The organism is Streptomyces sp. NPDC031210 (genome assembly GCF_055570395.1).
In genome coordinates this window covers 382214-398029 of record NZ_JBVIHH010000005.1, presented here as the reverse complement: position 1 = coordinate 398029, position 15816 = coordinate 382214, and the positions used below count along the sequence as shown (strand labels likewise).

General features: G+C 73.9%; 11 protein-coding genes. 7 read left to right on the top strand and 4 right to left on the bottom strand.

Annotation, left to right across the window (positions count from 1 at the left end; all coding sequences use genetic code 11):
* Positions 1-113 precede the first annotated feature (113 nt).
* Both ACZ45Z_RS13100 and ACZ45Z_RS13095 read right to left on the bottom strand, forming a co-directional pair.
* A complete protein-coding gene (locus tag ACZ45Z_RS13100) occupies positions 114-587 on the bottom strand; it encodes a hypothetical protein (protein ID WP_468360755.1) in 474 nt (157 codons plus the stop codon).
* A gap of 123 nt (positions 588-710) precedes the next feature.
* Positions 711-1955: a nucleotide sugar dehydrogenase gene (locus ACZ45Z_RS13095; protein WP_468360752.1), complete on the bottom strand. Its 1245-nt coding sequence runs from the start codon at positions 1953-1955 to the stop codon at positions 711-713.
* A 193-nt stretch (positions 1956-2148) separates the two neighbouring features.
* Here ACZ45Z_RS13095 and ACZ45Z_RS13090 point away from each other — a divergent pair, with 193 nt between their 5' ends.
* Positions 2149-3855, top strand: a complete 1707-nt coding sequence (locus ACZ45Z_RS13090; protein ID WP_468360749.1) for a glycerol-3-phosphate dehydrogenase/oxidase — start codon at positions 2149-2151, stop codon at positions 3853-3855.
* Positions 3856-3901: 46 nt separating this feature from the next.
* Here the strand turns inward: ACZ45Z_RS13090 and ACZ45Z_RS13085 are convergent, their stop codons facing one another.
* A complete protein-coding gene (locus ACZ45Z_RS13085; protein WP_468360746.1) occupies positions 3902-5164 on the bottom strand; it encodes a serine hydrolase domain-containing protein in 1263 nt (420 codons plus the stop codon).
* 191 nt (positions 5165-5355) lie between these two features.
* Between ACZ45Z_RS13085 and ACZ45Z_RS13080 the strand changes: the two genes are divergently transcribed.
* Positions 5356-7386 (top strand): protein kinase domain-containing protein, encoded by a 2031-nt coding sequence (locus tag ACZ45Z_RS13080; protein WP_468360743.1) that lies wholly within the window; start codon positions 5356-5358, stop codon positions 7384-7386.
* A gap of 206 nt (positions 7387-7592) precedes the next feature.
* Positions 7593-10130 carry a protein kinase gene (locus tag ACZ45Z_RS13075; protein WP_468360821.1) on the top strand — a complete coding sequence of 846 codons (2538 nt, stop codon included), beginning with the start codon at positions 7593-7595 and terminating at the stop codon, positions 10128-10130.
* Between the two features lie 25 nt (positions 10131-10155).
* Here ACZ45Z_RS13075 and ACZ45Z_RS13070 read toward each other — a convergent pair whose 3' ends face one another.
* On the bottom strand, positions 10156-11343 hold the full coding sequence (locus ACZ45Z_RS13070) for a winged helix DNA-binding domain-containing protein (protein ID WP_468360739.1): 1188 nt from the start codon (positions 11341-11343) through the stop codon (positions 10156-10158).
* A gap of 185 nt (positions 11344-11528) precedes the next feature.
* Between ACZ45Z_RS13070 and ACZ45Z_RS13065 the strand changes: the two genes are divergently transcribed.
* From ACZ45Z_RS13065 to ACZ45Z_RS13050, 4 genes are all read left to right on the top strand, one after another.
* Complete coding sequence (locus tag ACZ45Z_RS13065; protein ID WP_468360736.1) at positions 11529-12719, top strand: amidohydrolase family protein; 1191 nt, start codon at positions 11529-11531, stop codon at positions 12717-12719.
* Positions 12719-13912 (top strand): acyl-CoA dehydrogenase family protein, encoded by a 1194-nt coding sequence (locus ACZ45Z_RS13060; protein WP_468360733.1) that lies wholly within the window; start codon positions 12719-12721, stop codon positions 13910-13912. The genes ACZ45Z_RS13065 and ACZ45Z_RS13060 overlap by 1 nt, the downstream gene beginning before the upstream one ends.
* Positions 13913-13919: 7 nt before the next feature.
* Positions 13920-14876, top strand: a complete 957-nt coding sequence (locus ACZ45Z_RS13055; RefSeq protein ID WP_468360731.1) for an acyl-CoA dehydrogenase family protein — start codon at positions 13920-13922, stop codon at positions 14874-14876.
* Positions 14877-15313: 437 nt separating this feature from the next.
* Positions 15314-15796 (top strand): ATP-binding protein, encoded by a 483-nt coding sequence (locus ACZ45Z_RS13050; RefSeq protein WP_468360728.1) that lies wholly within the window; start codon positions 15314-15316, stop codon positions 15794-15796.
* Positions 15797-15816: the final 20 nt, after the last annotated feature.

Sequence of the window (15816 nt, the reverse complement as noted above, 5' to 3'; positions counted from 1 at the left end):
CCCCCCCTCCCCCCCCCCCCCCCCCCCCCCCCCCCCCCCCCCCCCCCCCCCCCCCCCCCCCCCCCCCCCCCCCCCCCCCCCCCCCCCCCCCCCCCTCCGCCGTGCTGTGCCGCTTACTCGGCCGTCTTCTTGGTGGTGCTGAAGCCGCCGACGGCGGCCAGGATGTAGAAGAGCGCGTCGATCGGGCCGAGGTAGGTCTTCCAGAGCGTGTTGACGGCGTCGAAGTGGTCGAGGAACACGGCCGTGGCGGTGGTGTGCCCGGCCTCGGCGAGCAGGAGTCCCATGCCGAGCATCTGGCCGAGGTAGAAGCTGAGCAGGCCGAGGACCGCGGCGATCACGGGGAGGGCCGGGCCGCGTCCGCCGAGCTTGCCGATCGTGGCGCCGATCGCCGCGCCGATGATCAGGGCCGCGTAGCCGATCGAGGCGCCGTCGGTGGCCTTGAGGATCGCGCCGTAGACACCGGCGACGACGAGGGCGACGACGACGCCCGCGGCGATCCCGAGCCCGGGCTTGCCGGTGCGGGCCGGCGGTGCCGGGAAGTCCGTGGCGGCGGTGCCGTCCTGCGGCTGCGCGGGTGAAGGCGGCATGGACTGGCTCATAGTGGTCCCCCGAGGAAGAAGCGTGGATGAGGGGCCAAAAGTAGCAGCGTGCCCTGGCATGCTCACAACGTCTTTGCGGACCGTGACCTGTTCGAAGCCTTCGGCGGGGTTTCACAGCCGGTGGGCGGCGCCCGTGGGGGTGGCGCCGCGCGTGTCGAGGAGCAACTGGGCCTTGACCGACAGGCCCTGGAGGTCGTACGTGCGGTGCGGCTGGAGCAGGAGCGTCAGATCGGCGGCCGCGGCGGCCTCGTAGAGGGAGTCGGCGCGGGGGACCGGGCGGTCCAGGACGGTCCACTGGGGGACGTAGGGGTCGTGGTAGGTGAGGTGGGCGCCGAGCTCCATGAGGCGGGAGGCGATCTCCCGGGCGGGGGAGCCTTCCTGGTCGCCGATGTCGGGTTTGTAGGTGACGCCGAGGAGCAGGACGCGGGCGCCCCGGGCGGACTTGCCGTGTTCGTTCAGCAGGGTGGCGCAGCGCTGGATGACATAGCGCGGCATGCGGCCGTTGACCTCTTGGGCGAGTTCCACCATGCGCAGTGGGTAGCCGGGCGAACGGCCTTTGTAGGCAAGGTAGTTGGGGTCCACGGGGGCGGCGTGGCCGCCGACGCCGGGGCCGGGGCGGAAGGACTGGAAGCCGAACGGTTTGGTTTCGGCGCAGCGGATGACGTCCCACAGGTCGACGCCGACGTCGTGGCAGAAGACCGCCATCTCGTTCATCAGGGCGATGTTGACGTGGCGGTAGTTGGTCTCCAGCACCTTGGCGGTCTCCGCCTCGCGCGGGCCGCGGGCCCGTACGACCTTGTCGGTGAGCCGGCTGTAGAACGCGGCGGCCGCCTCGGTGCACGCGGGGGTGAGGCCGCCGATGACCTTGGGGGTGTTGCCGTAGCGGTGGGTGCGGTTGCCGGGGTCGTGCCGGCTGGGGGAGCACGCGAGGTGGAAGTCGCGGCCGGCGGTCAGGCCCGAGCCCGCTTCGAGGAGGGGGCGCAGGAATTCCTCGGTGGTGCCCGGGTAGGCGGTCGATTCGAGGATGACCGTGGTGTGCGGGCGCAGTCGCGCGGCCAGCGTGCGCGCCGCGTCGGCGAGCGCGGTCAGGTCGAGCGCCCGGTCGTCGCCGAGGGGTGTGGGGGCGCAGATGACGGCCGTACGGACCTTGCCGAGCGCGGTGGCGTCGGCGGTGGTGCGGAAGCCGGCGGCGAGCAGGCGGCGGATCTCGGCGGCGGACAGCGGCCCGCCGCCCGAGGGGGTGGCCGCCCGGGGGTCGGGGTCGTATCCGATGGTGCGAAGGCCGGCGGCGGTGGCGGCCTGGGCGAGGGGGAGGCCGAGGTGGCCGAGTCCGATGACGGCGAGGTCTGCGGGCATGGCGGCAGCCGTCCTTCCCGAGCGATTCCGGATGGCGCATAAGTAGACTAAGCCGACATTTGACCCAGAATGGGGATTGGTCGATCAAGGTGGCGGGGTGTTGCCCGCACTGGGCGAAGGGTGGATACGGGCACGTAGCGCGGACACAATCGACGGACGGGGGGTGTGGCCCCGATCACAGCGGGAGGCAGTGGTGAAGACAGCGACACTGGGACCGGCGGAGCGTGCCGAGGCGCTCGCCCGAATGGCCGAGCGGGAGCTGGACGTTCTGGTGGTCGGCGGCGGAGTCGTCGGCGCCGGCACGGCACTGGACGCGGCGACCCGCGGGCTGGACACCGGCCTGGTCGAGGCCCGCGACTGGGCCTCGGGCACGTCCAGCAGGTCGAGCAAGCTCATCCACGGCGGACTGCGGTATCTGGAAATGCTGGACTTCGCGCTGGTCAGAGAGGCGCTCAAGGAACGCGGGCTGCTGCTGGAGCGGCTGGCCCCGCACCTGGTCCGGCCGGTGCCGTTCCTCTACCCGCTCCAGCACAAGGGCTGGGAGCGCTGGTACGCCGGCTCCGGTGTCGCGCTGTACGACGGCATGTCGGTCTCCTCCGGCCACGGCCGCGGCCTTCCCCTCCACCGCCACCTGTCGCACAAGCACGCCCTGCGGGTGGCGCCCTGCCTGAAGAAGGACGCCCTGGTCGGCGCGCTGCAGTACTACGACGCGCAGATGGACGACGCGCGCTATGTGGCGACGATGGTGCGCACCGCCGCCGCGTACGGCGCGCAGGTCGCCAACCGGGCACGGGTCGTGGGCTTTCTGCGCGAGGGCGAGCGGGTGGTCGGCGCGCGGGTGCAGGACGGTGAGGCGGGCGGCGAGTACGAGGTCCGGGCCCGGCAGATCGTCAACGCCACCGGTGTGTGGACCGACGACACGCAGGCGCTGATCGGCGAACGCGGGCAGTTCCACGTGCGCGCCTCCAAGGGCATCCACCTGGTCGTCCCCAAGGACCGGATCCACTCCACGACCGGGCTGATCCTGCGGACGGAGAAGAGCGTCCTGTTCGTCATCCCCTGGGGGCGGCACTGGATCATCGGGACGACGGACACCGACTGGGATCTCGACAAGGCGCACCCGGCCGCGTCCAGCGCCGACATCGACTACCTGCTCGAACACGTCAACTCGGTGCTCGCCGTGCCGCTGACCAGGGACGACGTGGAGGGCGTCTACGCGGGCCTGCGGCCGCTGCTGGCCGGCGAGTCGGACGCCACCAGCAAGCTGTCGCGCGAGCACACCGTCGCGCATCCGGTGCCGGGGCTGGTCGTCGTCGCGGGCGGCAAGTACACGACGTACCGGGTGATGGCCAAGGACGCCGTGGACGAGGCCGTGCACGGGCTGGACCGCAGGGTCGCGGAGTGCGTCACCGAGGACGTGCCGCTGGTCGGGGCCGAGGGCTACAAGGCGCTGTGGAACGCGCGGGCCCGGATCGCGGCGCGTACCGGACTGCATGTGGCGCGCATCGAGCACCTGTTGAACCGCTACGGCGCGCTGACCGAGGAACTGCTGGAGCTGGTGGTGGCCGATCCTTCACTGGGCGAACCGCTGACGGGCGCGGACGACTACCTGCGGGCCGAGGCGGTCTACGCCTGCACGCACGAGGGCGCCCGCCACCTCGACGACGTGCTGACCCGCCGCACCCGCATCTCGATCGAGACCTTCGACCGGGGCACCCGCTGCGCCCGCGAGGTGGCCGAACTGATGGCGCCCGCGCTGGGCTGGGACGGCGACCAGATCGAGAAGGAGGTCGCGCACTACGAGAAGCGGGTCGAGGCGGAGCGCGAATCGCAGCGGCAGCCGGACGATCTGACGGCGGACGCGGCCCGGTTGGGCGCGCCGGACATCGTGCCGCTGTGACGGCGCGCCCGGGCCGGACCGTCCGGCCGGGGCATGTCAGGGCATCTCACGCGCAGAACTCCGCGGCCAGCACGTCGGTGCCGTCCTCGGGGTCGGCCAGGGCGTCGGTGTTGACCCGGTAGCTGACCAGATGCCGCCCGTCGTCGGTGCCCGCGGCCTGCGCGAAGGAGCCGTTGATGTCGCCGTTGTGGCCCCACACCGTCACCCCGCACGGCAGCTCCGTGGCGAACAGCCCCAGCCCGTAGGAGCCGCCGGTGCCCTTCTCACTGCGCAGTTCGGCCATCTGGCGGGGCGGCAGCAACCTGCCGCCGAGCAGGGCGGAGAAGAAGCGGTTGAGGTCCCCGAGGGTGGTGATCATCTCGCCCGCCGCGCCCGCCCGGCTGGGGTCGAAGGACGTGGTGTCCACCCGCCGGTCGCCGATCCGGGAGTAGGCGCGGCCGTGCGGTGCGGGCAGCGCCGGGTCCGTGCCGGGGAAGGAGGTGCCGGTGAGTTGGACGGGGCGGATGATGCGGCGCCGGATCTCCTCGGCGTACGGGCGGCCGGTGACCGCCTCAATGATCATCCCGAGGACTGTGTAATTGGTGTTGGAGTACGCGAAGACGGCGCCCGCCCCGCCCTCCCCGGCGCCGGGAGCGGTCGCCGGCGGGTGGCGCAGGGCGATGTGCAGCAGCTCGGCCGGGGTGTGGCGGTCGTAGCGGTGGGCGCCGAAGCCCTTGCCGTACAGCTCCTGGGCGAGCCGGCCGTCCTCGGTGTAGTTGAACAAACCACTCGTATGGTCCAGTAGCTGGCGGACCGTCACATTTCGAAGATCGTCGAGGTCGCCCTTTCCGGTGGTCGGCGCGCCGGCCGCCAGTCGGGCCGCCGCCGTGTCCCGCAAGGACAGCTTTCCCTCCGCGACGAGTTGCAGGACGACCGTCGCGACCAGCGTCTTGGTGAGACTGCCGGCCCGGAAGCGGTCGTCGCGGCCCATCGGACGCCCGCTGCGCAGGTCGGCGACGCCGGCCGTGGAGAACCGCGAGCCGGAGAAACGGCCGTCCCGGGTGATCAGCGAGGCGGCGCCCGGCGCCCCGTCCGCGACCAGTTGGCGCAGGGCCCCCACCGTGGTGGCCGGCGGCTGGGAGACGCTCCCCACCGGCGGGACCGGGATGACGTGGTCCCCGTCCGTACAGGCCGTCAGGGCGACGGCGGCCAGGGTGACCTGGGCGGCGAGCGCGCGCACCCCGGACGTGGCGCGCCGGCGGCGCCCGGCCCGCCACGGTGCCGGGCCGGTGCCGCGGGCCGAGGCGGCGCGGGGTGAGCGCATCGTCATCGGGACTCCCGTTCGTCGGGGCCATCATGACGGGTGCGCGCGCCGCCGTCCCGTATGGACCCGGGCCTTCCCCATGGCCGCGGATGAGGGAGAATGAAGGCTCTGCCAGGGTGGGTTGTCCGAGTTGGGCCAGTTTGGTGCTCGATGGGAAATCGAAGGTGCCAACTCGGCTGGATTGCAGAGGGGATGCAGTGGGCGACGAGGTCGAGATGGACGGCAAGGAGGGCAGGCTGCTCGCCGGCCGGTACCGGCTCGCCGATGTTCTCGGCCGTGGCGGCATGGGCACGGTCTGGCGGGCACGCGACGAGGTGCTGGGCCGCACGGTCGCGGTCAAGGAGCTGCGCTTCCCCGGCGGCGTGGAGGAGGACGAGAAGCGCCGTCTGATCACCCGCACGCTGCGCGAGGCCAAGGCCATCGCCCGGATCCGCAACAACGGAGCCGTGACGGTCTACGACGTCGTCGACGAGGACGACCGGCCGTGGATCGTCATGGAACTCGTCGAGGGCCGCTCCCTGGCCGAACTCATCCGCGACGACGGCGCACTCGACCCGCGCCGGGCCGCGGAGGTGGGCCTGGCCGTCCTGGACGTCCTGCGCGCCGCCCACCGCGAGGGCATCCTGCACCGCGACGTGAAGCCCTCCAACGTCCTGATGTCGGACGACGGCCGGGTCGTCCTGACCGACTTCGGCATCGCCCAGGTCGAGGGCGACCCCTCCGTGACCTCGACCGGCATGCTCGTCGGCGCCCCCTCCTACATCTCCCCCGAACGCGCCCGCGGCCAAAAGCCCGGCCCGCCCGCCGACATGTGGTCCCTGGGCGGACTGCTGTACGCGTGCGTCGAGGGCGTGCCCCCGTACGACAAGGGCTCGGCGATCGCCACGCTGACGGCGGTGATGACCGAGCCCGTGGAGCCGCCGAAGAACGCCGGCGCCCTCGAAGAGGTCATCTACGGACTGCTGGTGAAGGACCCGGCGGCCCGGCTCGACGACGCCGGCGCCCGGGCCCTGCTGCTGGACGTCATCCACGCGCCGCAGGACACCGGCCCGCAGCCGCCCGAGCCCGCCATGGACGCCACGCGCGCGATGGTGCTGCCCTCGGCGCCCAAGGAGCGGACACCGGCCAGGCCGGCGAAGCCGAAGGCCGCCGTCAAGGCGCGGGGGCCGCGCACGCCCAAGGCGAAGCCGGGGGCGGCGTCCGGCGGCGCCGAGGCGCCGGTGCCGGCCGCCGCCGCCGCGCCCGCGAGGCCGGCCGAGGCCGCCGGCCGTAAGACGGCGCCCGCCCGCAGCGGTTCGGGCGGCGTCGCCGAGGGCCGCCCGGCCGCGAGCGCGGACCGTTCGCCGAGCCGTCCGGCATTCGACACGGAGGCCGCGAAGGAGCGGATGCGCGGCGCCCTGCGGGCGGTGCGCAACGCCGCCGCCTCCGCCGCGGCGCGCCCCGACTCCAGACCCGGTGACGGTGGCCGGCCCTCCGTCCCGCGAGCCTCGGTGACCGATGTCGTCCCGCGCCGCACCCTCATCATCGCCGCCGTGATCGTCGTCCTGGCGGTCCTGGGCACGGTGCTGGCCTTCGCCCTCAACGGTGACGAGGCGGCGGGCGCCAAGTCGGCGGGCAAGGGCGGCAAGGCGTCGGCGGGCCACGCCAAGCCCTCCAGCGACAAGAACGACGACGGCGACCGGCCGGACGCCGCCGAGGATTCCGCGCAGGAGCAGCCGGCCCCCGCGCCGCCGAAGACGCCGAGCGCCACTCCCGACAGCGCCAAGTCCCTGCCCGGCGGATTCGCCCCGAAGTCGAACGACAGGTTCCACTTCACCATGGCGATGCCCGGGGGCTTCAAGCAGACGGCCACCGCCGGGCAGGGCTCCGGCGCCATATACAGCGCCTCGGGCGGCTTCCCGCGCATCCAGATCGACTACAACGCCAAGCCCGGCACCGACGCCGCCGCGGCCTGGCGCAGCCTGGAGCCGAGCGTGCGCGCCTCAAGCGACGACTACCACCTCATCCGCATCAGGCCCGTACGGTGGCGGAACTATCCGACCGTCGCCGACTGGTCGTTCACGCGGAAGCAGGACGGCACGAAGGTGCGGGTGCTCAACCGCGGCTTCAAGGCCGATGACCAGCACGGTTACGCCATCATGATCACCTGCGAGGCGGACGCCTGGTCGGAGAAGGAGTGCCGGGAACTGCGCGACACGGCGTTCAAGACCTTCGCGGTGAAGGACTGACGACGGCCGCCCGGGCGCGGACCGCCGCGCCCGGGAACCGGTGACCGGGCCGAGAGCGTCCCAACCTCCGGGCCCGGCACGTATCGTGAGAGACCGAAGACCGTACGCGTTCGCGCTCCGCGCGAAGACAACCGGAAGTGACCGCCGGGCGCGCGCCACCGGCCGGCTCCGGGCGGACGGCGGACAGCGCGCTGTGGGGAGGCGTCGTGGACGAGTACGCGGGAAGAGTGCTCGCCGAGCGCTACCGCCTGCCGCTGCGGCCGCCGGGCGATGACGACTTCACCGAGACGTGGGCCTTTGACACCTACAGCGCGCAGGAGGTCCTGGTCCGCCAGGTGCCGCTGCCCGAGGTGGTGGAGGCGGAGTTCGTCGGCGGGCACAGCGCGGGCCCCGGCGATGCGGACGCGGAGACCGACGGGCCCGGTGCGCGGGGGCGCGGGACCGGCCGCGATGTGGGGCCGCTCGCGGCCGGCGGGGCCGATCGCGACCCGCGCGACCCCGTCGTGCGCCGTGCGCTGGAGGCCGCGACCGCGGCGGCGCGGCTGCCCGATCACCCGCGCCTGGAGCAGGTCTTCGACGTCTTCGCGCAGGACGGCAGCCTCTGGATCGCCGGCGAACTCATCGCCGCCCGCCCGCTGTCCGCGCTCCTCGCCGAGCGTCCCCTCTCCCCGCACCGCGCCGCGGAAATAGCCGCCGACGTGCTCACCGCACTGCGCGCCCTGCACTCCCACGGCTGGACCCACCGCAACATCACCGCCCGCACGGTCCTGGTCTGCGACGACGGCCGCGCGATCCTGAGCGGCCTGGCGGTGGGCGCGGCGCAGGAGGCGCTGTGCGGGTACGAGCCGGTGCCGGGAGCCGCGCAGGACGCGGGGGAGACGGCGGTCGTGGTGCCGGCGGCGCGTACGGGAGAGCGTGCGGAGCCCGGGGACGGAGCCTCGATCCCCGCCAACGGGTCTCTTGCGAAGGGGGGTTCACCCGCCCCGGACGGGTCCGGCACGGGCGGGGCGGCGGCATCGGGTGCTCGCGCCTCCTACGGCGCGGGGGCTCGGGCGGCGGCCGTCGGGGCCGGACTGCCGGAGGCCGGAGCGGAGGGCGAGCCGCGGCCCGGTCGGGAGGCCGCCGCGGACAGCGGAATCGTTCCGGCGGCCCGCCGGGCGCCGTCGGCCGACGCGCCCGCCCCCTACGGCCGCCCCACCGCCCCGCTCGCCGCCGAGCGGGCGCGGCAGGCGCGGTTGCAGGTGGTCGGTCCGGTCACCGAACGCTGGGCACCCGAGCGGGCCGGGCCGGTGCACGCGCACTGGCGGTTGGCGCCGCCGGTGAGCCCGGCGACCGACCTGTGGGCGGTCGGCGCGCTGCTGTTCCGCAGCGTCCAGGGGCATCCGCCGTTCCCCGAGGAGAGCGCGCCCGAACTCGCGCGACTGGTCTGCTCGCAGCCGCCGGCCGCCGCCGAGGAGTGCGGTGCGCTGCGGCCCGTCGTCGAGTCGTTGCTGCGTCAGGACCCGGCCGACCGGCCGGATATGGCGGAGTTGCGCGGCTGGCTGCGCTCGCTGGTGCGTACGGCGCCGGAACCGGAGCTGGGCAGCCGGTTGGTGACGCTGCCCGCTCCAGGGGAGGCCGCCGATCCGCGGCGGCTGCCGATCCTGCGGCGCCGCGGCGAACTGGTCCGCCGGGCCCGGCACAAGAAGGGCCGGGCCCGCGGGCACCACCCGCCGGCTCCGCCGGCCGCCCCAGAGGCGCGCCCGCCACGCCTGCCGAAGCAGCCCGGCCCGCTCGGGCCGGCCCTGCCCGTCGCCCTGACCAAACCCGCCAGGCCGAACAGGTCCGCCAGGCCGACCAGGTCCCGCAAGCCCGCTGCGCCGGGGCCCGACGCGTCCGCGCGCCGGCCCGGGCCGCCGTCGGAGGTCCCGTACGAGCAGGCGACGCTGGGGCAGGTCGGTCTGGCACCCGCGCCGGAGCGGGCCGGCCGGGCACGGCGGTCCGGCCCGGCGCGGCAGCCGCACCGACTGGGCCTGCTGCTGCTCGGTCTGATCATGCTCCTGGTGGTGGGCGCGGTCCTCTACGCCATGGTGTTCCTGCCGAAGTCCGGGGCGAAGGCCGGTCAGGACGGCGCGGACCGGGTGGGCACGTCGGGTTCGGCGGGCCGGTCAACCGGCGGCGGCCCCGCGCCGGACGACGGCCGCAACGGCGGTCCGGACGAGCGCGAGGGCGGCGACGAGCAGGCGGCGCAGGGCGGGGGCACGGGCGGCGAGGGGGGCACGGCAGCGCCGGGTACCACCGCGCCCGCGGACCTCGCCAAGGGCTTCGAGCTGCGCCGCGACCCCGGGGGCTTCCAGGTCGCGGTCCGCGAGGGCTGGCAGCGGCGCGGCGCCGACGACCGCGGACAGGTGCGGTACACCGGCGGGGACTACGAGCTGGTGATCGTGCCGGGCCGTGACACCACCGCCCGGTTCGGCGCGGACCCGATGGCCTACCAGCAGGACGAAGAGGCGGAGCTGGGCCCGTACCGCGACTCCAGTTGGTCGACGTCCTCGGGCCTGCGGCGGATAGACGTCGGCAAGACGGCGATGGCCGAGGGCACCTTCACCTGGCGGGACGGCAGCGGCCGCGAGGTCTACGTGCGCAACCTGGCGATGATCCACGACGGCCGCTATCACCTCGTCCTCGTCATCGGCCCGGACGACGGCCGCCGCGAGGTCGACCGGATCTACGAGCAGGCGACGGGCGCCTACCGCCCGGGCTGACCACCCGCCCCGGCGCCGGACCGGTTCACGCGCTCAGCTCCCGCTCCAGCGGTGTGCGAAAGCGCGGCGTGACGCGGACCGTGCCGACCCAGTCCGCCAGCCGGGCCGCCTCGGCGGCCACCGCGTCGGCGGCCGCGCGGCCGCCATGGTCCGTCAGCGGACGCCAGACGATCTCGCCGCCCGCGCGCTGGGCCCAGCCGCCGATGATCCGGCCGTTCCACCACACCGTGGGCCCGATGTTGCCGCTGCGGTCGAAGAGCCGGGGGACGTGGCCGGGGTCGAGGTACCAGTCGCGGGCCTTCCAGCCCATCGCGGTGGGGTCCAGGGCGGGCAGCAGGGCCGCCCACGGCTCGGGCGGGGCGACCGGTTCGAGGTCGTCGGGCAGGGCCAGGCCGGTGGTCCCGTCCTCCAGGGCGACCTCGACCGCGCCGGTTTCGGCCAGCGCCCGCCGGGTGTCGGTGAGCGACCAGCCCGTCCACCACTTGAGGTCGTCGGTGGTGGCCGGGCCGTACGAGGCCAGCCAGCGGCGGGCGAGCGCGGCCCGGGCCTCGGCCGCCGGGGGAGCGGGCAGGTCGGCGAGCGCGGTGCCGCGCGCCCAGCGGAAGGAGCTGCTGGTCCAGCCGCCGCGGGGCCGGCCGCGCCGGAGGCGGCCCTCGGCGGCGAGGACCCGCAGGATCCGGCTGGAGACCGCGACCTTGGCCGCGTACGGCTTGCCGGCCGCGACGACAACCGATTCGCGCAGGTCGGGGACGTCGGCGGCGAGGTCGGCCGCGGTCGCCTCGCCGCGCGCGGCCAGTGCGGCGAGGGTCTTGGCCTCCACTTCGGCGAGCCGCCGCTCGTCCCAGCCCGGCACACTGCCCGTCACCCACTTGGTCATCTCGCGCCGCTCCCTCTCGGCGATGGCCCGCGCGGTCGAGGAGGCCACGACCGGCGCGAGGCCGGTGCCGACCGCGAAGAGGGTGCGGCGCATGCACAGCAGCCGTACCAGGGAGACGTCGTCGTACAGCGCCCGCTCGACGTCGGCGGGGCCCGGCACCGCGAGCCGGGCGCCGGCCGCCAGGTGGACGGTCGCGGCGTCGGTGGCGTGCAGTGCCACGACCGCTTCGGCGACCTCCTCGGTGGTGGCGGCCCGGTGCGCGGGCGCGAGCAGATGGCGCCGTCCGAGGCGGGCGCGGCGGCCGGCGGTCTCGATACGGGGACGGGAGGGGCTCATGTTCCGAAGGTAAGGGCCAACTAGGACAGCGCGCGTCCTCCACCCTCGCGCGCGCACGGGCGCGGCGGGGCGAGCGGGCGGCGAACCCGGCGGGACCGCCGCCCGGCCGGTGCCTTGTCGGTCCAGGGGTCCGGGTCTAGCCTGACATCTGACGGGCCATCAGATTCGGGTTGAGGGGAAACCAGATGGAGCTACCGCGCATCATCAGCGTCGACGACCATGTGATCGAGCCCGCGCACCTCTTCGAGACCTGGCTGCCGAAGAAATACCGCGACCGCGGGCCCCGGCCGCTGACCGCCGGGATCGGCGAACTGGAGTACACCGGCGGCAAGTACGTCATCACCATGGACCCGGACGGGCCGCCCACCGACTGGTGGATCTACGAGGACCTGAAGTTCCCGTACAAGCGCAACATCGCCGCCGTCGGCTTCGACCGCGACGACATGACGCTGGAGGGCATCACCCGGGCCGAGATGCGGCGCGGCTGCTGGGACCCGGCCGCGCGACTGGCGGACATGGACCTCAACCACGTCGAGGCGTCCCTGTGCTTCCCCACCTTCCCGCGCTTTTGCGGCCAGACCTTCGCCGAGGCGCGGGACAAGGACGTCGCGCTCGCCTGCGTCCGCGCCTACAACGACTGGATGGTCGAGGAATGGTGCGGCGACAGCGGCGGCCGGCTGATCCCGCTGTGCCTGATCCCCCTCTGGGACGTCACGCTCGCCGTCGCCGAGATCCGGCGCAACGCCGCCCGGGGCGTACGGGCGGTCACCTTCTCGGAGATCCCCACCCACCTGGGACTGCCGTCGATCCACTCCGGCTACTGGGACCCGTTCTTCGCCGTCTGCCAGGAGACCGGCACGGTCGTGAACATGCACATCGGCTCCTCCTCGCAGATGCCCGCCGCCTCCCCCGACGCCCCGCCCGCCGTCCAGGCGTCGCTCAGCTTCAACAACGCCATGGCCTCGATGATGGACTTCCTCTTCTCCGGCGTCCTGGTGCGCTTCCCCCGCCTGACCCTGGCCTACAGCGAGGGCCAGATGGGCTGGATCCCCTACGCCCTGGAGCGGGCCGACGACGTGTGGGCGGAGCACCGCGCCTGGGGCGGGGTGAAGGACCTCATCCCCGAGCCCCCGTCGACGTACTACTACCGGCAGATCTTCTGCTGCTTCTTCCGCGACAAGCACGGCGTCGCCTCGCTCGACGTCGTCGGCCGCGACAACGCGACCTTCGAGACGGACTACCCGCACGTCGACTCCACCTTCCCGCACACCAAGGAAGTCGCCCTCGACCACGTCAAGGGACTCGACGACGAGACCGTCCACAAACTCATGCGCGGCAACGCGATCCGCATGCTCGGACTGGACCTGGACCGGTAGTGGATCTCACGTACACGCCGGAGGAGGAGGACTTCCGGGCACGGCTGCGCCGCTGGCTGGGCGAGGTGCTGCCCCAGCTTCCCGCCAAGCCGGCCGCGACCGACTGGCCGGCCCGCCGCGCCTACGACGCGGCCTGGCAGCGGCGGCTGTACGACGCCGGATACGCCGGCCTGCACTGGCCCCGCGACGCCGGCGGGCAGGGCGCCACCCCCACCCAGCACCTGATCTTCCTGGAGGAGACCGAACGCGCCGGAGCCCCCTACGTGGGCGCCAACTTCGTCGGACTCCTGCACGCCGGGCCCACCCTCGCCGCCGAGGGCACCGCCGCCCAGCGCGCCCGCTGGCTGCCGCCGATCCTGCGCGGCGACGAGATCTGGTGCCAGGGCTTCAGCGAACCGGACGCCGGCTCCGACCTCGCCGCCCTGCGCACCACGGCCGTGCGCGACGGGGACTCCTACGTCGTCACCGGCGCCAAGATCTGGACCTCGCACGCGGAGGTCGCCGACTGGTGCGAGCTGCTCGTACGCACCGATCCCGCGGCGCCCAGGCACCGCGGGATCAGTTGGCTGGCGATGCCGATGGACGCGCCCGGTGTCACCGTCCGGCCGCTGCGCACCCTCGCCGGGTCGGCGGAGTTCGCGGAGGTGTTCCTCGACGAGGTGCGGGTGCCGGTGGGCAACCGCGTCGGGGCGGAGAACGACGGCTGGCGGGTGACGATGGTGACCCTCTCCTTCGAGCGGGGCACCGCTTTCGTCGGCGAGGTGGTGGCCTGCCGCCGGGTGCTCGGCGCGCTCGCCCGTACCGCCCGGGCCAACGGCCGGTGGGACGACGCCGTGCTGCGCCGCCGGCTCGGCCGACTGCACGCGGAGTTCGCGGCGCTGTGGCGGCTCACGCAGTGGAACGTGAGCGAGGCCATGAAGGCCGACCCCGGCCGGGCGGGGCCGGGCGCCCGGGGGAAGGGGGGCGGTGTCCCGTCCGCCGGCGGTTCGGTCTTCAAACTGCGCTACTCGCACGCCCGCCAGGAGCTGTACGACGCGGCGGCCGAGGTGCTGGGAGCGGACGCGCTGGACGCGGACCACGAGTGGGTCGCGGACCGCCTGTCCGCCCTGTCGTACACCATCGCGGCCGGCACCTCGCAGATCCAGCACAACATCGTCGCCGAGCGGATACTCGGCCTGCCGAAGGGGAGGTGAGGGCGGGGTGGACTTCCAACTCACCAAGGACCAGGAGGCGTTGCGGGCCGCTACCCGCGCGCTGCTGACCGGGCGGTTCGGCCGCGACCGGCTGCGCGCGGCCGTCGACGACCCGGCGCTGGACCGTGCGCTGTGGCGGGAGCTGGGCGCGGCGGGATTCTTCGCGCTGCGCCTGCCGGAGCGGGCCGGCGGGGTCGGGCTCGGCCTGCCGGAGGCGGTCCTGGTCATGGAGGAGACCGGACGCGCGCTGCTGCCGGGGCCGCTGGTGGACTGCCAGTTGCTGGCGGGCGCGGTGGACGGCGTCGCGGTCGGCGAGAGGATCGTCGGACTGGGTGACGCGGCGGCCGGCCCGGTGCTGTGGGAACACCCGGCGGACTGCGACGAGTTGATCGTTCTGACGGGCGCCGGGGGAGTGCGGGGGCGCGAAGGCGAGGCGTACGGAAGCGCGGCGGCCGGGGTGATATGCGCCCCCATGACCTCCCTCGACCCGCTCACCCCGCTCGCCCGCGTCACGGCGTTCCCGCGCACCGAACCCCTGGGCCTGGACGCGGCCCAACTGCGCCGCGAGGCCGCGTTGCTCACCGCCGCCCAGCAGCTCGGCGGAGCCGCCCGCACCGTGGAGATGGCGGTCGCGCACGCGCGGCGGCGCGAGCAGTTCGGGGCCCCCATCGGCTCCTTCCAGGCGGTCAAACACCTCTGCGCCCAGATGCTGGTTCGTACCGAAATGGCACGAAGTGCGGTCTACGCGGCGTCGGTTACGGAGAGTATTCTCGACGTCACGGGAGCGAAGCTGCTCGCCGACGAGGCTGCTGTGCGTAACGCCCGGGACTGCCTCCAGGTGCACGGCGGAATGGGCTTCACATGGGAGGCCGATGTGCATCTGTACCTCAAGCGGGCCTGGCTGCGGGCCGGCCGGTGGGTCGCCGTGGCCGAGGCGGAAGAGGTGTTGGCGGAGGCGCTGTGAGGGGGGTCGATGTCAGACTCTGGCAACCCGTGTGCGGAATGTCGGGCTCCGCACGCATAAGCGGTCACGGAGGGTCGATATCGGGTTGTGTCCTAGGCGTGACTCGTCACAGGCGGGAGTCGGGGTTCCGCTCGGGTACCCTCCCTTGGGTGCGAGTGGTTCTGTGGCGCGACGACCGCGGTGCCGTCGAAAGGACGGCTCCGGGGTACGGACTGCGCTCCCCTCGCCTCGTGCGGGGAGCTGATATCCCCCGTTGTTCGACTCCCCGCGAAGTGCGTCGCACAGTATGCAGCACGCATACTCCCTTGCGCTGGAATATGCCCGAAGCGCTTGTTGGGGTGACTGAACGTCAACCATGCTGTGCTTCACCGGGGTCACGCACCGTGACCTTGTGGAGGCGCGAGGCGATGTTTCCGCCGGTTCGGATGGTGTGAGCGGTGCAGGTGCTTCAGGTGCAGTTGGAGGTACGGCCGGACCCCGCGGAGGTGGGGCGGGCCCGGAGGTGGGCCCGGTCCCGGCTCGTGGGGACCGGTATAGGGGTCGATGAGCCGGTGGCGGAGACGTTGATCCTGCTGATCTCCGAACTCGTCACCAATGCCGTGGTGCACACCGGCTCGGCGGCCGAGCTGCGGTTGTGCTTCTCGGGGGCGGGCCCGGTGGTGGGGACCGTGCGCGTCGAGGTGGTGGACGCCAGCGCCCGGCCGCCCCGCCAGCGGCACGCCGACGGCGACGACACCAACGGCCGTGGTCTGGAGCTGGTCGACGGACTGGCGGACCGCTGGGGGTGGCAGCAGGAGGGCGCCGGCAAACGGATCTGGTGCGAGGTGGACCGCGGTCAGCCGCTGCTGATGGCGGCGGGGGCGGACCTCGGGACGACCCACCCCCCGATGCGCCGCTACGCCTCGGGCGTGGAGGTGTAGGGCCGGTCCTTCGGCTGGGC